18 protein-coding genes and 1 pseudogene are annotated in these 22,034 nt (G+C 51.0%); 14 read left to right on the forward strand and 5 right to left on the reverse strand.

Annotated features, from left to right (window positions below):
• Positions 1–52 precede the first annotated feature (52 nt).
• Entirely contained in the window at positions 53–505 is a 453-nt protein-coding gene (aroQ, locus tag Q4E40_RS06745) for a type II 3-dehydroquinate dehydratase (protein WP_303410915.1), read from the reverse strand.
• Between the two features lie 383 nt (positions 506–888).
• Here aroQ and xerD point away from each other — a divergent pair, with 383 nt between their 5' ends.
• From xerD to lolA1, 8 genes are all read left to right on the forward strand, one after another.
• Positions 889–1,788, forward strand: a complete 900-nt coding sequence (gene xerD / locus Q4E40_RS06750; RefSeq protein WP_303410917.1) for a site-specific tyrosine recombinase XerD — start codon at positions 889–891, stop codon at positions 1,786–1,788.
• 386 nt (positions 1,789–2,174) lie between these two features.
• Positions 2,175–3,827: a beta-N-acetylhexosaminidase gene (locus Q4E40_RS06755; RefSeq protein ID WP_303410918.1), complete on the forward strand. Its 1,653-nt coding sequence runs from the start codon at positions 2,175–2,177 to the stop codon at positions 3,825–3,827.
• Positions 3,828–3,970: 143 nt separating this feature from the next.
• The gene (locus Q4E40_RS06760; protein ID WP_303410920.1) at positions 3,971–4,945 is read left to right on the forward strand and encodes a YjgN family protein; all 975 of its coding nucleotides are present in this window, start codon (positions 3,971–3,973) and stop codon (positions 4,943–4,945) included.
• Between the two features lies 1 nt (position 4,946).
• Entirely contained in the window at positions 4,947–6,020 is a 1,074-nt protein-coding gene (locus tag Q4E40_RS06765; RefSeq protein ID WP_303410923.1) for a M48 family metallopeptidase, read from the forward strand.
• A gap of 120 nt (positions 6,021–6,140) precedes the next feature.
• Positions 6,141–6,953 carry a hypothetical protein gene (locus tag Q4E40_RS06770; RefSeq protein WP_303410924.1) on the forward strand — a complete coding sequence of 271 codons (813 nt, stop codon included), beginning with the start codon at positions 6,141–6,143 and terminating at the stop codon, positions 6,951–6,953.
• A gap of 105 nt (positions 6,954–7,058) precedes the next feature.
• Complete coding sequence (locus Q4E40_RS06775; RefSeq protein WP_303410926.1) at positions 7,059–8,093, forward strand: quinone-dependent dihydroorotate dehydrogenase; 1,035 nt, start codon at positions 7,059–7,061, stop codon at positions 8,091–8,093.
• 807 nt (positions 8,094–8,900) lie between these two features.
• On the forward strand, positions 8,901–11,510 hold the full coding sequence (locus Q4E40_RS06780; RefSeq protein WP_303410928.1) for an FtsK/SpoIIIE family DNA translocase: 2,610 nt from the start codon (positions 8,901–8,903) through the stop codon (positions 11,508–11,510).
• A 30-nt stretch (positions 11,511–11,540) separates the two neighbouring features.
• Positions 11,541–12,185, forward strand: coding sequence for an outer membrane lipoprotein periplasmic chaperone LolA1 (lolA1, locus tag Q4E40_RS06785; protein WP_303410930.1), 645 nt, complete (start codon positions 11,541–11,543; stop codon positions 12,183–12,185).
• A gap of 77 nt (positions 12,186–12,262) precedes the next feature.
• Here the strand turns inward: lolA1 and Q4E40_RS06790 are convergent, their stop codons facing one another.
• Positions 12,263–12,661 (reverse strand): hypothetical protein, encoded by a 399-nt coding sequence (locus Q4E40_RS06790; RefSeq protein ID WP_303410932.1) that lies wholly within the window; start codon positions 12,659–12,661, stop codon positions 12,263–12,265.
• 178 nt (positions 12,662–12,839) lie between these two features.
• Between Q4E40_RS06790 and pyrF the strand changes: the two genes are divergently transcribed.
• The 3 genes from pyrF to Q4E40_RS06805 all read left to right on the forward strand — a co-directional run bounded on the left by pyrF (position 12,840) and on the right by Q4E40_RS06805 (position 14,895).
• On the forward strand, positions 12,840–13,670 hold the full coding sequence (gene pyrF / locus Q4E40_RS06795) for an orotidine-5'-phosphate decarboxylase (protein WP_303410934.1): 831 nt from the start codon (positions 12,840–12,842) through the stop codon (positions 13,668–13,670).
• 305 nt (positions 13,671–13,975) lie between these two features.
• Positions 13,976–14,428 carry a hypothetical protein gene (locus Q4E40_RS06800; protein ID WP_303410936.1) on the forward strand — a complete coding sequence of 151 codons (453 nt, stop codon included), beginning with the start codon at positions 13,976–13,978 and terminating at the stop codon, positions 14,426–14,428.
• A gap of 77 nt (positions 14,429–14,505) precedes the next feature.
• Positions 14,506–14,895 carry a hypothetical protein gene (locus Q4E40_RS06805; protein ID WP_303410937.1) on the forward strand — a complete coding sequence of 130 codons (390 nt, stop codon included), beginning with the start codon at positions 14,506–14,508 and terminating at the stop codon, positions 14,893–14,895.
• Between the two features lie 465 nt (positions 14,896–15,360).
• Here the strand turns inward: Q4E40_RS06805 and Q4E40_RS06810 are convergent, their stop codons facing one another.
• The 3 genes and pseudogenes from Q4E40_RS06810 to Q4E40_RS20390 all read right to left on the reverse strand — a co-directional run.
• Entirely contained in the window at positions 15,361–16,449 is a 1,089-nt protein-coding gene (locus Q4E40_RS06810; protein WP_303410939.1) for an FUSC family protein, read from the reverse strand.
• 91 nt (positions 16,450–16,540) lie between these two features.
• On the reverse strand, positions 16,541–18,184 hold the full coding sequence (locus tag Q4E40_RS06815; RefSeq protein ID WP_303410940.1) for an ABC-F family ATP-binding cassette domain-containing protein: 1,644 nt from the start codon (positions 18,182–18,184) through the stop codon (positions 16,541–16,543).
• A 12-nt stretch (positions 18,185–18,196) separates the two neighbouring features.
• Positions 18,197–18,448 (reverse strand): annotated as a pseudogene (locus Q4E40_RS20390) (four helix bundle protein); the annotation flags it as partial.
• Positions 18,449–18,541: 93 nt separating this feature from the next.
• Here Q4E40_RS20390 and Q4E40_RS06820 point away from each other — a divergent pair.
• From Q4E40_RS06820 to Q4E40_RS06830, 3 genes are read left to right on the forward strand one after another with little or no spacing between them, the layout of a single operon-like run.
• Positions 18,542–19,831 carry a DUF2851 family protein gene (locus Q4E40_RS06820; RefSeq protein ID WP_303410942.1) on the forward strand — a complete coding sequence of 430 codons (1,290 nt, stop codon included), beginning with the start codon at positions 18,542–18,544 and terminating at the stop codon, positions 19,829–19,831.
• Complete coding sequence (locus Q4E40_RS06825; RefSeq protein WP_303410943.1) at positions 19,828–21,171, forward strand: hypothetical protein; 1,344 nt, start codon at positions 19,828–19,830, stop codon at positions 21,169–21,171. The genes Q4E40_RS06820 and Q4E40_RS06825 overlap by 4 nt, the downstream gene beginning before the upstream one ends.
• 40 nt (positions 21,172–21,211) lie before the next feature.
• Positions 21,212–21,847 (forward strand): NeuD/PglB/VioB family sugar acetyltransferase, encoded by a 636-nt coding sequence (locus tag Q4E40_RS06830; RefSeq protein WP_303410944.1) that lies wholly within the window; start codon positions 21,212–21,214, stop codon positions 21,845–21,847.
• Positions 21,848–22,034: the final 187 nt, after the last annotated feature.

Consider the following 22,034-nt stretch of genomic DNA (forward strand, 5'->3'; position numbering starts at 1 on the left):
CTACTATAGTAAAAGCTAAATATTTAGTGAACGGAATTCCTGTGTTGCGACGCTATTTTTTAGAGCCGAAACCGATCTGCTTCGGTTTCATGCGCTCGAAATACTGCAAGGCCAGGCGGTAGCTCTCCAACCCGAACCCCGTGATCACCCCTTTGCAGAAAGGTGCCAGCATGCTTTTGTGGCGGAAGGCGTCGCGGGCGTATACGTTGGAGATGTGCACCTCGATCACCGGCGCTTCGATCGCTTTGATGGCGTCTGAGAGCGCTACCGAGGTATGGGTGTAGGCGCCACCGTTGAACACGATGCCCTTGTAGCTGAAACCCACTTCGTGTAGCTTGTCGATGAGCACGCCCTCTGTGTTGGATTGGAAATAGGATAACTCCATGGCTGGAAAGGCCTCTTTAAGCTCTTCAAAGTAAGATTCAAAAGACTCGGAGCCATAAACAGATTTCTCACGGACGCCTAAAAGATTCAGGTTGGGGCCGTTCAGGATCAGGATTTTCATAGTATTAGGGTGTAGTGGTGATTTCAGCTTAATTAAGCGTTTGCAATTTAAGGATTAACTATCTTTGCTTTATTTTTTTGACAAAAGAAAGTTTTGAGGAGGCACGATTGTCATCCCCCTGCCCCCTTCAAAGGGGGACTTTCTGCCTTGCCCTCGCTCGCCTCCCACGAGTGTGTGCTATCAGGCGGACTCTGGCCGCTGGTAAACAGTACCGCTAGTAGCTGACTACAAATTGCCTTGTATTTTTATACCTGTCGGCACAGGTAGCGGGGGCCACCAAATACCCCACACACGCCAGAGGCGAGCGAGGGCAGTACTTTTACTCAACCGTTTTTTGTCCTTTGTCAAAAAATATTTTATCCAAATCTATACCTGTTATACCTATGAAGTGGTCCATTTGCATTACCCAGTTCGAGCAGTACCTGCGTCTCGAAAAGTCGCTTTCCGGTAACTCGGTAGAGGCTTATCTGCGCGACGTCCGAAAGCTGACGGACTTTATGGCTATAAAAGGTATAACGGTACAACCCGAGCAAATGACTCCGGCGATACTTCGGGAGTTTCTGGAATGGGTTGCTGAACTGGGTATGACGCCGCATTCGCAGGCACGCACGCTGTCAGGTATACGGGCTTTTTACAAGTTCCTGATCATGGAAGACATGCTCACCGCTGATCCCACCGAAACGATTGAAGCCCCCAAGCTGAGCCGCAAACTGCCCGACACACTTCACTTTCACGAGATAGAGCAACTGTTAGCTGCCATCGACCTCTCCACGCCAGAAGGCACCCGCAACCGGGCCATGCTCGAAACGCTCTACAGTTCCGGTCTGCGTGTATCGGAGTTACTGGACCTGAAGCTGAGCAACCTCTACGAAGACATGGGCTTCCTGAAAGTGGCGGGTAAAGGTGACAAAGAGCGCCTCGTTCCGATTGGGCGCGATGCACTCAAGCACATCCAACTCTACCGCGAGGGCGTACGCTGTCACCTCACCATCAAGAAAGGCCATGAAGACTATGTGTTTCTGAACCGCCGAGGCGCCAAGTTGACGCGGGTAATGGTTTTCACAATCATCAAAGACCTGGCCGCCAAAGCAGGTATACAGAAAACCGTGAGCCCCCATACCTTCCGCCATTCTTTCGCCACGCACCTGATCGAGGGCGGCGCCGACCTCCGTGCCGTGCAGGAAATGCTGGGCCACGAGTCCATCACCACCACCGAAATCTATACCCACCTCGACCGCGATTACCTGAAGCAGGTGATCAAGGATTACCATCCGAGAAGCTAGTCTGAGTTAGAAAGGTATAGTGTCAGGAAGGTAGAAAGTTAAACAGGAGTTCAGTGGATATACCTAGTAGGGGCAGGTCGCGACCTGCCCAAATCGTGCATCGGCCATCGTGAAGGGAAATACAGGTATAGCACGAGCGAGGACGCTCGTGATTTACTAATTGTGGGGCTTCTTGCCCAATTTAAACTTAAACTATGGCTGCACTTAATGGGCCAGAGACCCCACTATAATCAGCCTGATCGAGGACGCTCGCGCTATACCTGCGGGCTTCCAACTTAATTCAAACTAGCTTCAATTCGTCCCCTCGAGGCGACTAATCCATTACAAACTCATTAAACCAAGCGTTTCGACACTAGTCCATAGGCAACACCGTTTCAAAAACCCACATGCGACCTACCCTTTTCCGAATACTCACAGCAACACTACTTTCCCTGGCCATACCTTTTCTTGGCGCTGCTCAATCCGTCGATGACATCACCCCACGACCTGTTGAGGTAATAAAAGAGGCGAGAGGACATGTGACCATAGACGGGAAAACGCAAATTGTATTTGACAAGCAGTTCGGGGCGCAAGCCGAATTTTTGCACGAAATGCTGTCAGCGCAAACCGGCTTAAATTTGAAGGTATACCCAAACACGGCAGCCAAGCCCAAAGCCAGTCACCACATCCGGTTGGTGTACGATAGCAAGTCCATCGACAAAGCCGAGATGTATACCCTGACCGTTTCCGGTAAAGATGTGACCATACGTGCCAAAGACACGGGCGGGATGGTGTACGGCATCCAGACTTTGCTACAGCTCTTTCCAATCAAGCAGGTGCGTGAAGTGAAGATCCCGGATGTGCGGATCAAGGATTATCCGCGTTTCGCCTACCGCGGTATGCACCTGGATGTAGTGCGCCACATGTTCCCTGTCGAGTTCATCAAAAAGTACATCGACTACCTGGCCTTTCACAAGTTCAACACTTTCCACTGGCACCTCACCGACGACCAGGGATGGCGCATCGAAATCGAGTCTTACCCGAAGCTGAACACTGTCGGCTCATGGCGTAAAGAAACCCTGATCGGACACTTCAAAGACCAGCCGGCCCGGTACGACGGCACCCGCTACGGGGGTTACTATACCAAAGACGAAATTTTGGAGGTGATTAATTACGCCTCCGTGCGGGGTATCAACATTATTCCGGAGATCGACATACCTGGCCACAGCCGCGCCACCATTGCCGCTTACCCGGAACTAAGTACGCGCCCTGATACCACCTGGAACGTAGCGACTACCTGGGGCATGTACAACCGCCAGAACAACGTACTGCAGCCCAACCCGGCCACGTTCCAGTTCCTGGAGACCGTGTTTCAGGAAGTGGCAGACCTGTTCCCGTATGAATATTTCCACCTGGGTGGTGACGAGACCAGCAAGAAGTGGTGGAAAGAAGACTCGGTTTCGCAAGCTTTCATCAAAGACCATAACCTGAAAGACGAGAAAGGCCTGCAGACTTATTTTGTGGAGCAGGTGGCGGGCTACCTGGCAGCCAAAGGCAAGAAAGTGATTGGCTGGCACGAGATTCTGGAAGGCGATTTAAGCACCTCCACCCTGATCATGAACTGGGGCGGGGAGAAGGAAGGTATAGCGGCCGCCAAACGTGGCCATCAGGTAATCATGGCACCGGGCCACCCGTTGTATTTCGACCACTACCAGTCCAAAGACCCGAATGACAGCTTGGCCATACACGGTTACAACCCGTTGGATGCCGTGTATAACTTTGAACCCGTGCCTGCTGCGCTGCGTGAGCAAAACCTGGGGCACTACATCATTGGAGCGCAGGCCAACTTATGGGCAGAGTATATCGGCAGCACGGCCAAGGTGGAGTACATGGTCTTCCCGCGCATGACGGCCCTGAGCGAGGTGCTCTGGTCGCCGCAGGAGAAAAAAGACTTTACGGATTTCAAGCGAAGAGTCAATACCGCCATAATACCGCGCTATACCTTCTGGGGAGCCAAGTACTTCCCGCACTTCGAAAAGTGGACGATGGAAAAAAAGTAAGTGAATTTTGGTAGAAAATTACAGAGTGTATGGTAAGTAACTGATATTTACTATATTTAAAAGCTGTAATAACACAGGCTGTGTTTCATACATGGCCTGTGTTATTGTTTTCAACCATTTTTCAACTTATTTCCAAGCTTTTTATGACAACAACTTTACTCGAAAAAGAAAAACAGATTACCCATTTCTCTTTCACCGGCAGGGGCTCCGAATACTTTGTCATCGAAATTGTAAACCTCCTGCTCACAGTCCTGACACTAGGGCTCTACTATCCCTGGGCCAAGGCCAAATCGCTGCAGTACCTGTATCGCAAGACTGAGTTGGCGGGTACGCCATTCGTTTTCCATGGCACCGGCAAAGAGATGTTTATCGGCTTCATCAAAGGTTTGGGAGTCTTCATTGCACTTTACGCCATTCTGATGTATGGTGTGCTTTCTGAGGACGTCACTACACTGCTGATCACGTACGGTGTGTTTATTCTGGGCTTTGTGGCGTTAGTGCCTATGGCGCTGCACGGCATGATGCGCTACCGCACTTCCCGCACGAGCTGGCGCGGCATCCACCTGGGCTACCGGGGCGAACTCTCCGACATGTATTCGACCTACCTGATCGGCTTCTTCCTCACCATCCTTACATTTGGCATCTACGGGTCGTGGTTTGTGGTGAAGCTGCGCAAGCAGATGATCGACAACGTGCGCTTTGGCAATGTGAGCCTGCGCTACGTAGGCGATGGAGGTGACCTGTTCCTGATTCACGTGAAAGGCTACTTATTTTCAATCTTCACTCTGGGTATTTACCTTTTCTGGTACACTAAAAATCTACTTCATTTTTATGTGAACAACATTGTGGTGCTGCAGGCAGACGGTACCTACAGCCGTCTACAGTGCCAGGTTAGCGGCTGGGAAGTGCTGAAACTGACAGTCGGCAACATCCTGATCGTTGTGTTCACGTTAGGCCTGGGTATACCACTTACCACTACCCGCACCATGTCGCTTATTATGAACAATACTGTGATGAGCGGCCACTTCGATGCCGACGCACTGGTGCAAACCGAAGAAGCCTACGATTCGGCGACTTATGAAAGCATGACGGATATGATGGATATTGGTGTGATCTAACATGACGTTTGAAGGGAAATACTATAACGGGCAGAGCTCCAAAGGGATGCCGGCGCAGATCGCATTGCTGGCAGACGGACTGCGCATCGACTACTGCGCCGACGAGGTAACGGGTTCCGTGCACTGGGAATTGGCAGGTATACACCGGTCGGAGTTCAATGATGCGACCACGCTGCTTCGTTATGGAAAATTCCCGCAACAAAGTATTTCAGTAGTAGACAAAAGATTTAAGGAAGCGCTGCAGCAACAGTATCGCGGGGCAGCCTTCCTTAAATCCGGCTACAACAATGTGCTCAGTTTGGGCTTGTCAGGTATAGCCTTCATAGCCTTGAGCCTTTTGGGCCTGCTGGTGTCCTTTCTCATCTGGGGCGTGCCAGCCCTTGCCGACCGGGTGGCGATGCATTTCCCGCAAAGCTACGAGCGCACGTTGGGTAAGCAACTCTACACAAAAATGCTGCAGGGCTACCAGGTAGACGAAGAAAAAACAGCTGCGCTAAATGCATACCTGAGCGAACTCGAGACTGACCTGGATTACCCAATCACGGCTGCAGTGGTGAAGAGCGATGAAGTAAATGCCTTTGCCATACCGGGTGGATATGTGGTGGTGTACGAAGGCATCCTCGACAATATGGAACAGCACGAGGAACTGGCCGCTTTGATGGGGCACGAACTGGCGCATATCCAGAACCGCCATTCGCTACGTGCCATGACGCGGAGCCTATCCTACTACATGCTGGCATCGGTGCTATTCGGTGATGTGAGCGGGGTGGCCGCCGTGCTGGTAGACAATGCCTCGGCGTTGCGCAACCTGGAGTATAGCCGAAGCCTGGAGCTGGAAGCCGACCGGGAAGGAATGGAACTGCTGCGCCGGAACGAGTTGAACCCGCAGGGCGTCATCCTGCTAATGGAACGCCTGCAAATGGGAAGTGAATCTGAAATGCTGGCATTTCTGAGCACGCACCCCAATACAGGAGAGCGTATGAAGGTATTGAATGAACTAATAGGGGAGGAGAAGCAGCCTTACAAGAAGAATCAGGAACTGGAGCGGCACTGGGAGCGGCTGAGAGAAGATTAATCCTACAGGTAGCTTCTAATTTTCTTTGAGCTTGAATTGGAATGTTTTTTCGAAAATGTTGTTTGTTGATTACTCTCAAGAAGAGTAATTTCTATCAGCATGTTACGACTCCTATCCATTATGAAGCAACTTATACTCATTAGTTCATTTGCGCTATTATTTATAAGCTGCAGTAAAGAGAAAGACACACCAGTTCCCCCTGTGCTAATCGATGCTTACGCGAATCGATTTATGGTAGACCAGCATCTTGGGTCTTTTTATACTAGTTTCAGATTCACCACTCTTGCATACAAAAACGGCAAGGTGACCAGTAGAGTGCATGGTATGGAGTGTATGCAGGAGAATACCTGCGATCCGCAATACACTATAGTAGATGACGTAACTTATGGCAATAACACCATCAGGATTTCCAATAGGAGCGGTAGCAGTGAACGGGATATTCGGCAGCAAGAGTGGGTCTTTAAGCTAAAGAATTCCAATCAGTTAGAGTGCCTCCTCAGAAGGTTAGAGGATAGCAAGATGCATGATTCCCTGTTGTACGTGTATAGTGGGAACAGTAAAATAAAGCAGATTGTCAACTACTCGGTCAATGAGTACCAATCAGAAAAGTTTGCATATAAACGTTCGGTAAAAGATTTCTTTTTTGATGCTTTGGGAAACCTCGAAAAAGTTGAGACGCGACAGCTGCTCGATGATGGATTCGTGATAAAGATGATAACAGAGACATTTGGGAATTACGACACGGCCCAAAATCCATTCCAGGGGCTATTCATGTTCAGCGATACCTTTTACAGGTCTTTATCCGAGAATAATTTCAGGAAGTACACCAGACAAGAGAAAGATATGCCAAATGGTATATTGTACGATACACAGTGGAATAATTGGGTATTAGAGTATAGTGCTGCCAATGTGCCTCTGTTTGATAAACTATAGCAGCCTGTTCATAGAGCTGCACTACATAACAAATTAGCCTGCTCAGCCTTACATCCTGAAGTTCTCTTTCTATCTTTGTCAGCAGCAAACCAAACCCCCGCTGCCGTGTATAAGAGCCTCCTTCGTCCGCTGCTTTTCAAATTAGACCCCGAGAAAGTTCACTACCTCACCACAGATGCCCTGCGCACGGCTTTCAGTCTGCCTTTCACAAAAAGCATCAGCCGAAGTATGTTCCGGGTCGAGGACAAGCTATTGGAGCGGGAGTTGTTCGGCTTGAAATTCCCTAATCCGGTAGGCCTTGCAGCTGGTTTCGATAAAGATGCCAAACTGGTGGACGAACTCGCGGAACTAGGTTTTGGCTTCATCGAGATCGGGACGCTTACCCCTAAACCGCAGGAGGGCAACCCGAAACCCCGTCTTTTCCGCCTCCCTGAAGACCGGGCCATCATCAACCGCATGGGCTTTAACAACGAAGGCGTGGAGGCGGCTGTGAAGCGGTTGCGGGAGCGAAAGAGCAACATCATTGTAGGTGGCAACATCGGTAAGAACAAGGTAACACCAAACGAAGAGGCACTCAACGACTACCTCTATTGCTTCAAGGCGCTGTATGAGGTGGTGGATTACTTTGTGGTAAACGTAAGCTCACCCAACACCCCCGACCTGCGTGCCCTGCAGGAAAAAGAGCCGCTGCAACAATTGCTCATGGCGTTGCAGGACCTGAACAGCTCGATGCCAAAAGCCAAACCGCTTCTTTTGAAAATCGCCCCGGATCTGAACAAAGCTCAGTTAAATGATATTATCGAGATTGCCATAGCGGCGAAGTTAAGTGGTATTATTGCCACCAACACGACCATCAGCCGCGAAGGACTGCACACCCCTTCTACCCGTGTTTCAGAAATTGGAGCCGGCGGCCTGAGCGGCAAACCCCTCACCAAACATGCCACTGAGATCATCCGTTATCTACGTCAGCACCTGCCACAGCAGATCAAAATTATTGGTGTGGGTGGTATTATGACGGCGGAGGATGCCCAGGAGAAGCTGGATGCCGGCGCCGATCTGGTGCAGCTGTACACTGGTTTTATTTACGAAGGTCCGGCTCTAGTTGCGAGCATAAATAAGCGGTTGTTAAAAGGGATATAGTCCTATGGCGCGAGCGTCCACGCTCGTGTCTGCTATTGTGGGGCCTCTGGCCTAGGTATACCTTACCTATACCTAGCGTAGTTTCAGCCTTTCTATACCTTAAGATAATCTGTTTTATAGCTTGGCCTGTCCGGCCGGGACCTACTTTTTGTCTTGACACAAAAAGTAGGCAAAAAAGTCAAGATTCCCCAAACTCGCTGAACGCTCAGACAGTGGGTAATCATTTGGTGCACCTGGCACTGCTACTTGCTTCATCGTGAGCGTGCCAGTGGTCTGTGACGGGAAACAACAGGGCCCTATACCTGACACGGGTATAGGCAGAAACTCTCCCCTTGAGGACAAGTGAGACGAGAGTCGAAGCTTGCGAGAGAAGCTTTCAGAGGGGTGTAAACCGTGCGCAGACATGGAGAACCTAAAGCGCTTATGCCTCTAAATTGGCAACTCCAGGTTCCCCGCCTTGGACAAGGAGGGGTTAGGGGTGGTTGGATACGGTAAAGCTATACCTCTGCAACAACGCTTATACCTACAAGATAGTAGCAACGGGATTCCCCTCTTGAGAGGGGCAGGGGTGTGTCAATCGTGCACGAGAATCCTGAAAATCCCCTAATCCTGAAAATCCTGATTCAGACAAGCTTTACCCGCCTTCCAAACAATCAAAAACCTATTATAATTTGCCCTTAGGGCCCTCTTTTGTTTCTATAAGCGAGCGCGGGAGGCTTTTTAGCACATTTCCTGAAAAGCCTTCGGATTTGCTGAGCGGCGTGTGCCGAAAAAATGTAAATTTGAAATCTTAATTAGTCGAAGGGTATGGCAAAGAACACTTACAGAAACGATGCGGTGAGCACGGGAAGGGCGAGGAATGAGGTGCGTGGACGTAATGAACCACGTGGGACTGCCCCTGCCAGCGAGAAAACCAAGCAGAAGAAACCAAAGAAGCCTTTTTTTAAGCTGCCGTCTTTCCGGTTCAACCTGAAAGCGCCCGCTTTTTTGACCGATCGGCGCTTTAAGCTGTTCATCGGCTTCTCATTTCTACTAATCGCCTTCTTCATGACCATCGCGTTCGTGTCTTACCTGTTCACAGGGCAGGCCGACCAAAGTGTGGTGGAGTCGGTGCAGGGTACGGGCCTGAAGGAATCAGGGCAGGAGGCCGAGAACTGGCTGGGACTGTTCGGCGCCTGGGTTTCACATTATTTTATCTATGATTTACTAGGTATAGGGGCTTTCTTCCTGATCCCGATCGCATTCTTTGCCGGCAGTCGCATTGTGTTCCGCTGGAAGACTATCTCTATGTCCTATGTATGGGGGCTCTGCACTTTCTCGATGCTGTGGCTGAGCCTGACGCTGGGGTATATCGTGCTGACTACGAACACAGTAGGTGAACTAGGCTTTTTGGGCGGAGGTATAGGTATAGAGACGGCCACCTGGCTGAGCAGCCTGATCGGCTGGGGCAGTGGTCTGCTGCTGGGCTTCCTGCTGCTAGTCTTCCTGGTGTTCTTCTTCAACATTACGAGCATCAACTGGAGCAAACCTGCTGAGGAAGCCGATGATGTGGAAATCGAGCGGGGGAGTGCTTCATCGCTGCGCGACGTAGTGCATGGATCTGCCCGCAACATCAACCATAATGCCGACCCAACCGCTTCACTGGATGCTGAGGAGGAAGAAGAAGATTTATACCTGGCAGAAGAAGAGGAAGAGGCCATTAACCGTGCCCTGGAGATGGAGCTGAGTGCGCTTAAGCCGGAGCCACCAAAACCAGTTATACCAACACCTACCCTGGAGCTCGATATTGAAACCGAGCTGGAAGAGGAGTTGGCCGAAGCTGAATTCGATACAGCCGACGGTGAGGACGACGAGCTGGACCTACAGATCGAAAAAACACCGGAAGAGGAAGCCGCCGACGTGCTGGCCACTGAAAACTACGACCCGACGCTGGACCTGGCCCGTTACCAGTACCCAACCATCGACCTGCTCAACGACTACGGCGCCACCAAAGTGTCGGTGACCAAAGAGGAGCTTGAGGCGAACAAAGACAAGATCGTAGCCACGCTTGGTCATTACAACATAGGTATAGCAAGCATCAAAGCGACCATCGGACCGACGGTGACGCTCTACGAAATTGTGCCGGATGCCGGGGTACGTATTTCCAAGATCAAGAATCTGGAAGACGATATTGCCCTGAGCTTAGCGGCCCTGGGTATACGCATCATCGCGCCTATACCAGGCAAAGGAACGATCGGTATAGAAGTGCCGAACACGAAGAAGGAGATGGTGTCGATCAAGTCGATCCTGTCGACGGAGAAGTTCATGAAGAGCGAGATGGACCTGCCAATCGCTTTCGGAAAGACCATTACCAACGAAGTGTTCATTACCGACCTGGCTAAAATGCCGCACTTGCTGATGGCAGGTGCCACCGGCCAGGGTAAGTCGGTTGGTCTGAACGCCATTCTGACCTCGCTGCTTTACAAGCGCCACCCTTCGCAGCTCAAGTTCGTGCTCGTGGACCCGAAGAAAGTGGAATTATCGCTGTTCAACAAGATCGAGCGTCACTTCCTGGCCAAACTGCCGGATACCGACGAGGCCATCATCACCGATACCAAGAAGGTAGTGAACACGCTCAACTCGCTCTGTATGGAGATGGATATGCGCTACGATCTGCTCAAGGACGCAGGCTGCCGTAACCTGAAAGAGTACAATAAGAAGTTTGTAGAGCGTAAGCTGAACCCGAAAAAGGGGCACAAGTTTATGCCGTACATTGTGCTGGTGATTGACGAGTTGGCCGACCTGATGATGACGGCCGGTAAAGAGGTGGAAACACCAATTGCCCGTCTGGCACAGCTGGCCCGCGCCATTGGTATACACCTGGTGGTGGCTACGCAGCGTCCTTCAGTGAACGTGATCACAGGTATCATCAAGGCCAACTTCCCGGCACGTATCTCCTTTAAAGTAACTTCTAAGATCGACTCGCGCACCATTCTGGATGCCGGCGGTGCCGACCAGCTGATCGGTCAGGGCGACATGCTCTTCTCCATCGGCTCCGATATGATCCGTATCCAGTGCGCCTTCGTGGACACGCCGGAAGTAGACCGCATTTGCGACTTTATTGGCGGGCAGCAAGGGTATAGCGATGCCTACCTGTTGCCGGAGTTTGTGGGTGATGAGAGTGGCAATGAAAAAGCTGATTTCGACTCGAGCTCCAAAGACCCGATGTTTGAGGAAGCTGCCCGCATCATTGTGCAGCACCAGCAGGGCAGTACCTCGCTCCTGCAGCGCCGTCTCAAGCTGGGCTATAACCGCGCCGGCCGCCTGATCGACCAGCTGGAGTCCGCAGGTATAGTGGGGCCGTTTGAGGGGAGCAAGGCCCGGGAAGTTTTAATTCCGGACGAGTACAGTTTGGAACAGTTATTGAATACGCTCTAGGAAAGTAAACCAAGACACTTAATTACTAACATGAAACGAGTATTATCCCTTTTGCTGGCCGTAATGCTGTTTGCTAACCTGGCGCATGCGCAGCAGGACCCCAAAGCAGGCAAGATACTGGACCAGATGAGCCAGAAGTACAGAAGTATGAAAGCTTTTAAAGCGACTTTTGCACAGACACTGGAGAATCCTTCTTCCAAGGTAAAAGAAACGATGGAGGGCGACATCCTGGTGAGCGGCCCGAAATACAGGTTGGCTGTAAGCGGGCAGGAGATCATCAGCGACGGCAAACTGATGTGGACGTACCTGAAAGAAGTGAACGAAGTGACCATCACCGAAACCGATGCAGAAGCTGAGGCGATGGCGCCGAGCAAGATTTTCGATATGTATAAGAAAGGCTACAAGTACGCGTACGCTGGTACCGAGAAGCAGGGCGCCGATACCTTCGATGTGATCGAACTGGCACCTGAAGACCGCAGCAACCCGATTTTCAAGGTGCGCCTGTTCATCAACCAAAAGGACAAATCGCTGAAAAGCTGGCAGATGTTCCGAAACAACGGCAACCGCTATACCTATACCATCAAAAACTTCCAGGCCAACCCTACGCTGGCTTCCGATGCCTTCAGCTTTAACAAAGCCAAGTACAAAGGCGTGCAGGTGGTAGACTTACGATAATCCAACCAAATTTATGATAAAAAGAAAGAGCTGCTCTGTTAGGGCAGCTCTTTTTTGTTGTTGGTCTATTAAGATGCTCAAGAGGCTTCGACTTCTATGACTGCAGTAATAAACCCCACTTGCGGTGTGGAGCGGAATTTTAAGGTATAAGTCCCTGCCTCGGTCGGGCGAAAGGTATAGGTGGCCTTGCGGATGGGCAGATCATCGGTGCACATGTTCCCTTTATACTTGGCCACCACCCGTATGACCGTTTCCTTGCCGGATGTGCTTACATCAAAAGAGCCAAACTCCCCACAGCCTCCGTTAACCTGAAAGTAGACATCAACCGTTACGGTCTCGCCTGCCTGTGCCGTGGTGGGTGCCTCGACGCGTACAGTGGGCGCAGGTCGTTCCTGTGCAGGAAGTTCGGAATCTTCTTTAGAGCAGCTCATGGCGGATAAGACAATGAGGGCGAGAAGGCAGAGGAGTCGTATCATGTTCGTTTGTTTTTAGGTGCTGGATATTAAGGCGATCCCGATTGTGCGGAAAGGGTTGCAAGGTCTGGCAGATTTGGGCCCGCGCCCTAATTAATGGCAGGTGCAGGTATAAAAAATTTGTAGCTGCCTCTAAAAAAACTAGCTTTGCTATACCTGAACCATAGCTCCTATACCTATCATGACCAGAGAAAAGCTGTTTGAGCAGATCCTCCAGAAAAAATCATACCTGTGCATTGGCCTCGACACCGACCCCAAACGCCTGCCTGAGCACCTGCTCGACCACGAGGACCCGGTGTTTGAGTTTAACCGCCAAATTGTGGAAGCCACTGCTGACCTGTGTGTGGCCTACAAGCCGAACATCGCTTTTTATGAGGCGCAGGGGCCGAAGGGTTGGGTGAGTCTGGAGAAAACACTGGAAGTGATACCGGAGGAGATCTTCACGATAGCCGACGCCAAGCGCGGCGACATCGGCAACACGTCGGAGCTGTATGCCCGCGCCTTTTTCGAGACCATGAACTTCGACTCCATCACAGTGGCCCCTTATATGGGTGCTGATTCGGTGAAGCCGTTCCTGGTGCAGCCGGGCCGTTGGGTGATTCTGCTGGCGCTCACTTCCAACCCCGGCAGCAAGGACTTCCAGATGTTGAAGTTATCGGATGGCAACGAGGAGTATTTGTTTGAGCAGGTGCTGCGCGAGAGCGCTAACTGGGCCAGCGTAGGGCAGATGATGTATGTAGTAGGCGCCACGCAGGGCGAGTACATTGAGCGCGTGCGGGCCATTGTGCCTAACCACTTCCTGCTAGTGCCGGGTGTTGGCGCACAGGGTGGCAGTCTCGAAGAGATTTCCCGCCTGGGTATGAACCAGCAATGCGGCCTTTTGGTCAACTCTTCCCGCGCCATCATCTACGCCTCCTCCGGTCGCGACTTCGCCGATAAAGCCAGAGCAGCTGCCCTGGAAGTGCAGAAGGAAATGGAGCAGTACCTGGAGCAATATGTGACGCATTTGTAAGACACTACAGCCGCTTGAGGTTGCTTTGATAGGGAGCCGCTATACCTGAGCCGTGAATCCAGGTATGGCGGTTTTTTTGTTTAGTGTCGGTACTGGATCAGCCAGCCTCTATTTCTTCTTAGCTGCTTAAGAGCCTCGGATATAATTAAAAAATTGTATATATTGAATTAGGAAGTTAAATCTAACAGATAAGGCCCTAGAGCCTGCAAGCTGAAATTGCCGTCCAGTAAAACTTCCACACATAGTGCAGCTAGTAGGAGTAAGTATTCCTGCTAGCAGGTAGTTAGCTGCAATATTAAGCATAGATGAAAAAAGAATCTCGAATTCTAGTATTCCCTTTATTATTACTGATCTCCTTCGCAGCATTTTTACTAAAGTATGGCTGGGAAGGAAATTATATAACTGTACTTGGTTTCATCTTTTCAATCTTCATGACAGCTAATGCCATTCGTGGAATTCTCAACCAATTTAATTCAGAAGAATATAGAGTGACCGATTCAGTTCTTTCTGTAAAAGAATTTAAAAAAATAGCACCAAATAGGTCCCTAATCAAAAGTGAATTTCTTTTTGAGGACAGGAGTTGGAGTATGCTATCAGTAGGACTTGAATATCATGTAGCTGTTGCGGATAACAAAATACTCCTTCGGAAGCAGATTGACCCAGAAACAAGAGATCTAGGTTATCTGCCACTGTTTCTGGGTGTGAGTACCAATCTAGAAAAGCAGATAAGAGAAACTATTAAAAAATACAGCAGCTAACACGGTTTACACCCTATGCTTCGGCTGACTGCCTAGCACACGGTATACACGAACACGTTAGAATACACTACATAAATTTGAAAAAATCTCAGACCAGCAACAGGCAAATCTTTTTAGAATCGTTCTTTGACGCTTTAGGCGCGCATGAGGTCCTGTGGCTTTTTGAGGATGCGCGTTGCGTTGCGAGTACAGTGGTGTATGACCCCACTGACCCTGATGAGCAGCAGGACTTTATTTGGCACGCGGAAGAGGCTAAAGCCCCAGGCGAGGATGTAAGAACTGTGTTGGCCCACCTGAAAGAGTATCAGTTGTTGCACATGGATAAACTGAAGCTCCCAGTAACGCATCTGGTCATTCCGGGGATGGATGCCCAATCGAAATTGAAAGCCTTTGACGAACTATTTAATGTTCAGGTTAGCACGGTAGACGATGGAGAAGAATCTGGCTATTACCGAATACACGAATAGGGAATCATTGCAAACAAAGAGGGCTGTACCTGCAGGTATAGCTCTCTTTGTTTTTACTTAGCGGTGTGTCCAATCTTCCGCAGGTTTTCCATTTTCTTGTTTTTGAGGAAGTCGTTGATGTCTTCGAAGTGCTCACGCACCCGTTTGCTACTAAAAGAAAACCGAGTTTCTAAATTGCAGTACTTCTGATAAAAGCTTTGAGAATTGCGCTGTGCAGGCAGGTCACGGGGCTATTATAAATGAAGCGTATACCTATATGATGCTGGAAGATGACTCGGAAGGCCGGATAAGAATATTCAACTTCAACAGATCAAAGAAAAAAGTATCTGGGGATTTCAGTTTCAGAGCCTTAAAAATGCATAAAAATGGCTTAGGCGATACAGTAGAGGTTTCCGGAAGTTTTACAGATGTATGCTTCATACCCTACCAATGAGCAGGTTTCTGCCGGCAACCCTTTCACTAGCCCTACCTTTCCTTCCTTAAAATCGCCACCCGCGTTTTCCGAAGTTGCCGTACCGCGTTGTGTCGTAGCTTCTGGTGATATAAGAACACCCCACCCACTGCCCCGATCAGGCTGCCCAGCACGATGTCCACGAAGCGGGTGTAGATGAGCGCATTGGGGTCGGCGGTCATGGCACTGCCAGCCTCTGCTAGAAAGAGGGTCATGGGCGTAATGAAGATCACGGCCAATCCGTAGTGCCGCACCACGAGCATCTCGATAACAAACTGCAGGGCGATGATACCAAGGCAAAGTGCCAGCGGCGTGGTTGTATAGGGCAGCAACAGCCAGGCAAGTCCCATCCCCAGGAAAGTGCCTGCTATACGCTGAAAGCTGCGCTGCCACACGTGACGCAAACTTACTCCCTGCATCACGGCCAGGCAGGAGATCGGCACCCAGTAAGGGTTTTCCAGTTGCAGCAAGTGGCCCGTAAGCAGCGAAGCCCCCATGAAAACACCCACTACCACAGACTCGACCAGATTGGAGTAAACGCTCTTCCGCACGACCAGCAGCTCAGTCACCGGTTTTTGCTTCCGGAGCATGAGCAGGCTGTAGAAAAAAGCCAGCAAACAGGCCAGCATCGTGCCAATGCCAATTAAACCGATCCGGGTAGGAATGCTTTCCAGCTCGAAAGGAGAGGCGCTGGCAATGGACGCGATCATGATAAAGAAAAAGCTGCCGGGCGGCTTCATGGCAAAATAATTCGCTATCCAGTGCACTCCCAGTGCAAACAAGCCGATGGCAAGCGACGAGGCATAAAGATTAAAACTAAAGCTGATGCCGGTGGCGAAGGATACCATAAAGCCAAAAGAACAAGCGATCAGCGTGATCATGCGGTGAGCCAGTGTGGTATTGGTCGGCAGGTATAGGATCACGAGTCCGCCAATACAGCCCAGTATGCCGAACTCGAGTCGGCCTATGGCATAGCCTGCCAGCAGCGGCAGGCCGGTGCACAAAGAGGCTAGCAAAGGGATGTGCCAGAGTCGCTCGGTTTTCTTGAGTTCGAACAGCGCCCTCGCCTCTGCGCGTATAATTTGTCTGATTTGCTGCATCATCTGAATTGAATACTGCTGAGACTTTTAAGAGTTGCCGCAAGGTATAGCGGCCCACAAAAAAGCCCCGGCTTCTGACCGGGGCTTCATCTTGTTATTTGGCTGTGCTGCGTTCAATCTCCCGCAGGTTTTCCATTTTCTTGTTTTTGAGGAAGCCGTTGATGTCCTCGAAGTGCTCGCGCACGCGCTTGTTGCCGAACTCAAACACCTTATCAGCCAACCCGTCGAGGAAGTCGCGGTCGTGCGATACGAGGATGATCGTGCCGTCAAAAGCCTTGAGCGCGTCTTTCAGGATGTCCTTGGTTTTGATGTCAAGGTGGTTGGTCGGTTCATCCAGAATGAGCAGGTTCACGGGCTGCAAGAGCAGCTTGATCATAGCCAGTCGGGTCTTCTCGCCACCTGACAGCACTTTCACCTTCTTTTCGATGGTGTCGCCGCTGAACATGAAGGCGCCCAGCAGATCTTTTACACGGGTGCGGGCATCACCTACGGCAATCTCGTCGATGGTCTGGAAAACGGTCAGTTCGCCATCAAGCAGGGCAGCCTGGTTCTGGGCAAAGTACCCGATCAGGCAGTTGTGGCCCAGTTGCAGTTTGCCCTCAAAATCGATCTCGCCCATAATGGCTTTTACCAGCGTAGATTTACCCTCGCCGTTCTTGCCCACAAAAGCCACTTTCTCGCCCCGGTTGATGGTCAGAGAAGCGTCTTTGAACACCGTGTAGTCACCATACTTTTTGGTGAGCTCCTCCACAATAACCGGATAGTTGCCGGAACGCGGCGCAGGAGGGAATTTAACATTCAAAGCAGAGGTATCCACTTCGTCCACCTCCACAATCTCCATCTTCTCGAGCATCTTCACGCGCGACTGTACCTGCAGGGTCTTCGAGTAGGTACCCTTGAAGCGGTCAATGAAGGTCTGAATATCAGCGATCTCTTTTTGCTGGTCGTCGAATTGCTTCTGCTGCTGCTCGCGACGCTCTTTACGCAGCTGCAGGTATTGGCTGTAGGTTACTTTATAATCGTAAATGCGACCCATCGTCACTTCAATGGTGCGGTTGGTGATATTGTCCACAAAGGTCTTGTCGTGCGAGATCACGATCACGGCCTTGGCGTTGTTCACCAGGAAGTCTTCCAGCCACTGAATGGATTCAATGTCGAGGTGGTTGGTCGGTTCGTCTAGCAGGATCAGGTCCGGCTTCTGGAGCAGGATCTTGGCCAGTTCGATGCGCATGCGCCAGCCACCGCTGAACTCAGTGGTAGAACGCGTAAAGTCTTCGCGGGTAAAGCCAAGCCCTTTGAGCGTAACCTCTACCTCTGCGTCAAAGTTGATCTCTTCGATGGAGTAGTATTTCTCGCCCAGCTCCGATACCTGCTCGATGATCTTGTAGTAGTCATCGGAGTCGTAGTCGGTGCGGGTTTCCAATTCTGCATTGAGGGCATCCATTTGCTTTTTCATGTCGAGCACTTTGGCAAAGGCCTTGGAAGCCTCCTCGAACACGGTGCAGTTGTCTTCGGTGAGCAGGTGCTGTGGCAGGTAGGCGATCACGGCATCCTTTGGCGCCGATACCTTGCCACGAGTAGGCTTGCTGGCGCCCGCTATAATTTTGAGCAGGGTAGACTTGCCTGCTCCGTTTTTTCCCATCAGGGCAATGCGGTCGTTTTCGTTGATGTTAAAAGAAACATTGCTGAAAAGGGCCGCCCCATTGAACTCCACGCTCACCGCGTCAACTGAAATCATAATCGTTTAATTTTAAGGGGGCAAAGATACAAAAGTTTGGGAGTTTAGGGGTTTGAGAGTTTTGGAGTTGATGCGCTTATAGGATGATTTTCTTATAGTCACTAAAATAGCGGTTAGTTCATTCGCCTCCTGCTTCAGAGAGGCAAGACGGCTCGCTGCTACCATTTCTGATTCTTCCAACAGTTTTATCCAGAAAAGCGATTCGTCAGCTTCCTCAAGTGCTATACCTATCTTAGCTGCAAACTCGGCATTGGAGCGCGCACGGCAGGCAGCGCGGTAGTCTCAAATCTTCATTCATAACTCTCAAACTCCTAAACTTATAATCTCGTAAAACTTCCGCAACCACAACCAAGGCGCATGAAAGAAGAGTTCCTGCACTACATCTGGCAGCACCAGTATTTCGACAAAACCGATTTGTACACAGTAGAAGGGGAGGAAGTACAGGTGTTGCGGGTGGGGATGTACAACACCGATGCCGGGCCTGATTTCAAAGAAGCGATCATCCGTGTAGGAGAAGTAGAGTGGTCGGGAAGCGTAGAACTACACCTGCGCGGCTCGGACTGGCGGCGGCACCAGCATCAGCTTGACTTCAAGTATAACCAAGTAGTACTGCATGTGGTGTGGGAAGCCGACGAGGCCGTGCGCCGAACCGATGGCACACTTATACCTACACTGGAGCTGAAAGACAGGGTAAATCTGGCTATGCTACAAACCTATGAGCAGCTGCGCCGGGCTCCCTTCGCTATACCTTGTGCCGGCTTCTGGCAACAGGTGCCCGATATCACCAAGACCATGATGCTGGGCCGTGCCCTCACCGAACGACTCGAGCTAAAAGGAGAGGAAGTGCTGCAGGTATACCGCCAGCTTAGCAACGACTGGGAGGCCACAGCTTTTCAGGTACTTTGCAAGGCCCTTGGGTTTAAGATCAACCAGGAGCCTTTTGAGCGACTGGCCCGGGCGCTGCCGATGCAGGTAGTGCGCAAACATCAACACGACTTGTTTCAGTTGGAGGCGCTGCTGTTTGGGCAGGCGGGTTTTCTAGCTGAGCCTGCGGACGATTACTGCACGGGTCTGGCCAAAGAACATGCGTATCTCAGCCATAAGTATAACCTGCGGGAACTGGCGATGCAGCGGCACCACTGGAACTTTCTGCGCATGCGGCCTGCGAACTTTCCTACTGTAAGGTTGGCACAATTGGCAGCGCTGCTGCACAAGCACAAAAGCCTGTTTTCCACCATCATCCACACAGAGGATGTGAAGAGCTATAATATGCTGTGGCAGGCGCCCGTATCAGCTTATTGGCAAAAACATTATACCTTTGGGGCTGAGTCGAAGGCGGGGCAGGCGCAACTGGGTAAGTCGAGTGCGCAGAACCTGACCATCAATGTGGCAGCGCCGTTGCTGGCGGCCTATGCCGTGCATACCGATCAACCGGAGCATCTGGACAAAGCGGTAGACCTGCTCGAAAAAGTGAAAGAGGCCAGCAACCGCATCACGCGGCAGTATGAGGAACTGGGCTGGAAAGCCGCCTCCGCTGCCGACAACCAGGCAGCCCTCGGACTATACAAACGCTACTGCCAGCCGGTCAACTGCCTGCGCTGCGCCATTGGCAACAAGATTATGAAGCAAAATCTACCAACTACGTGAGTATACTGATCTACGGCCTGAACCTGCTGGTGCTGGCTGGGCTAATCTGGTGGCTCTGGAAACAGGACTGGAACGCCAAATTGCGGCCTTACTTTTTCCCGACGCTGCTGCTCAAATTTGCCTGCGGGCTCCTGATCGGCGTGCTGAGCTTTTATGTGTTCGACAAGGGCGACACGCAACTCTATTACAAGCGCGCCCTCCTGATGACCGACATGGCCCACGAGCAAGGTATAGGCGCTTACCTGCAGTATCTTTTTTTCAACGACCCAACAGGCACACCGCTGCAGGGTTTGCAGAAGCCATTTTACGAAAGCGCCTGGAACATGCCGCGCCTGCTGAGCGTGCCCCTGCTGCTGACGGACGGCAACTACTACCTCAGTTCGCTCTACCTGTCGCTGTTCAGCTTTGTCGGGCTGTGGTTCTTTGTGAATGCCCTGGCCCGCTATTTTCCAACCACCGCTATACCTGCTGTTTTGGCTTTTCTGGTATTCCCTTCGGTGGTGTACTGGTCGTCGGGTGTGTTGAAAGAGAGTGTGCTGATGGGAGGATTGGGGCTACTCTTGGGCAGTAACCTATACCTGCTGTTCGGCAAACTGAAACGTAAGCCGTTGCTATACCTGCTGCTGGCGTTGGTAGGCCTATACCTGATCTGGCTCGTGAAATACTTTGTGGCCGTTGCCATTGCCCTGACACTGGCTTTGGCCTTGCTCCTGAAGCTGATCTTCTACAACCCGAAGCTGGCACACATCCACTGGCTTTTGAAGGGGCTCGCCCTGCTGGTGCTATTTTCAGGTATAGCCTGGCTCGGTACGCAACTCAATCCAAACCTGAACCTGGAAGCCCTGCCGGATGTGGTATACAAAAACTACCAGGTCAGCCTGCTGGCCTCACAGGGCAAACCGCGCATCGACTTTCCTTTCCTGGAGCCGACTTACCTGAGCTTCGTGCTCCACTCGCAGCTGGCCTTCATCGGGATGCTTTTTCGCCCCTTCATCTGGGAGGCATACAACATACGCACTTTTGCAGCAGCATTCGAAAACACCTTGCTGTTAGTGCTGGCATTCGGTTTTTTGCGCGACCTCTTTGAAGCTGGCCGGGTTAAGTGGCGCTATGGCTACCTGCTGGCGGCTCTGCTTGTTTTTGTATTTGTGATGGGTGTTTTACTGGCTTACAGCATGCCGAATCTGGGTACACTCAATAGGTACAGGGTGGTGGTATTGCCCTTTGTGGTATACCTGCTGCTGCTCTGCAAAACCAATGCTGAGCTGCTCCGCTACCTGATACCTGCCCGTCAGCAGCAGCCCGAGGAAGACGAACCCGCACAAATCGCTGCAGATTAGCGCTAAACTTCGTACCTTTGCACCTTATTTGACATAGGCTATGCAAAATCCAGTGATCATCCTTGGTGCCCAGAAACTGGGTACGGCAGCTCTCGATATTTTCAACAGCAACAACGTGGTGGTGTACTGCTTCCTCGACGACAGCAAGGACCTGCAGCAGCAGGAACTCAACAACGTGTCGGTGATGAGCGGCACTGAAGACGGCGAATTCCTGAAACTGATCGGCAAAAAATGCGACGTGTTTGTAGCCGTAGAGGACTCAGCCGCCCGCAAAGGCTTGGTTAAGATGCTCAAAGACGAGTATAAAGTGGTACCTGTCAATGCCATTCATAAATTCAGCGCCGTGTCAGAATTTGCCTGGTTGGGCCACGGCAACATGATTGCCGCAGGTGCCATCGTGAACAACAATGCGAAGATCGGTAACTACAACGTGATCGAGTCCCGCGCGCTGGTGGACACCAAAGCCGAGATCGGTGACAACGTGCAGATAGGAGCAGGCGCTATCATCAACTCGGAAGTGGTGGTGGAAGACGGTGCCTTCATCGGCACAGGCGCTGTGATCGTGTCAGGGGTAAAGATCGGCAAGAACGCCCGCGTAGGAGCAGGTTCTGTGGTAGTAGCCAACGTGCCTGCCAAAGCCACTGTGTTCGGCAACCCTGCCGCGCCGGTGAAGTAATTTTATACCTGTCCTGTTTTCGAAAACCGAACTGACCAAAGTCATTTTTGGTTAAAGAGAAAAGCAGGAAATTTGCCAGAAGTTAAAAAGTTAGAAAATTGGATTGTAGCGACGTTATACTGTAACGTCCTGGTACGGAGGTATAAGGGTGTAATATGTAGGGACAGGTCGTGACCTGTCCAATCGT

Origin of the sequence: Pontibacter coccineus, from assembly GCF_030546575.1 — a bacterium.
Classification (GTDB): domain Bacteria; phylum Bacteroidota; class Bacteroidia; order Cytophagales; family Hymenobacteraceae; genus Pontibacter; species Pontibacter coccineus.

Bases quoted from the DNA above. Each gene is read 5' to 3' on its own strand.
- aroQ (WP_303410915.1), bottom strand. From the start codon at position 505: ATGAAAATCCTGATCCTGAACGGCCCCAACCTGAATCTTTTAGGCGTC.
- Q4E40_RS06830 (WP_303410944.1), top strand. From the start codon at position 21,212: ATGCAAAATCCAGTGATCATCCTTGGTGCCCAGAAACTGGGTACGGCA.
- Q4E40_RS06770 (WP_303410924.1), top strand. From the start codon at position 6,141: ATGAAGCAACTTATACTCATTAGTTCATTTGCGCTATTATTTATAAGC.
- Q4E40_RS06820 (WP_303410942.1), top strand. From the start codon at position 18,542: ATGAAAGAAGAGTTCCTGCACTACATCTGGCAGCACCAGTATTTCGAC.
- Q4E40_RS06790 (WP_303410932.1), bottom strand. From the start codon at position 12,661: ATGATACGACTCCTCTGCCTTCTCGCCCTCATTGTCTTATCCGCCATG.
- pyrF (WP_303410934.1), top strand. From the start codon at position 12,840: ATGACCAGAGAAAAGCTGTTTGAGCAGATCCTCCAGAAAAAATCATAC.
- Q4E40_RS06755 (WP_303410918.1), top strand. From the start codon at position 2,175: ATGCGACCTACCCTTTTCCGAATACTCACAGCAACACTACTTTCCCTG.
- Q4E40_RS06780 (WP_303410928.1), top strand. From the start codon at position 8,901: ATGGCAAAGAACACTTACAGAAACGATGCGGTGAGCACGGGAAGGGCG.
- Q4E40_RS06810 (WP_303410939.1), bottom strand. From the start codon at position 16,449: ATGATGCAGCAAATCAGACAAATTATACGCGCAGAGGCGAGGGCGCTG.
- Q4E40_RS06765 (WP_303410923.1), top strand. From the start codon at position 4,947: ATGACGTTTGAAGGGAAATACTATAACGGGCAGAGCTCCAAAGGGATG.
- Q4E40_RS06800 (WP_303410936.1), top strand. From the start codon at position 13,976: ATGAAAAAAGAATCTCGAATTCTAGTATTCCCTTTATTATTACTGATC.
- Q4E40_RS06815 (WP_303410940.1), bottom strand. From the start codon at position 18,184: ATGATTTCAGTTGACGCGGTGAGCGTGGAGTTCAATGGGGCGGCCCTT.
- xerD (WP_303410917.1), top strand. From the start codon at position 889: ATGAAGTGGTCCATTTGCATTACCCAGTTCGAGCAGTACCTGCGTCTC.
- Q4E40_RS06760 (WP_303410920.1), top strand. From the start codon at position 3,971: ATGACAACAACTTTACTCGAAAAAGAAAAACAGATTACCCATTTCTCT.
- lolA1 (WP_303410930.1), top strand. From the start codon at position 11,541: ATGAAACGAGTATTATCCCTTTTGCTGGCCGTAATGCTGTTTGCTAAC.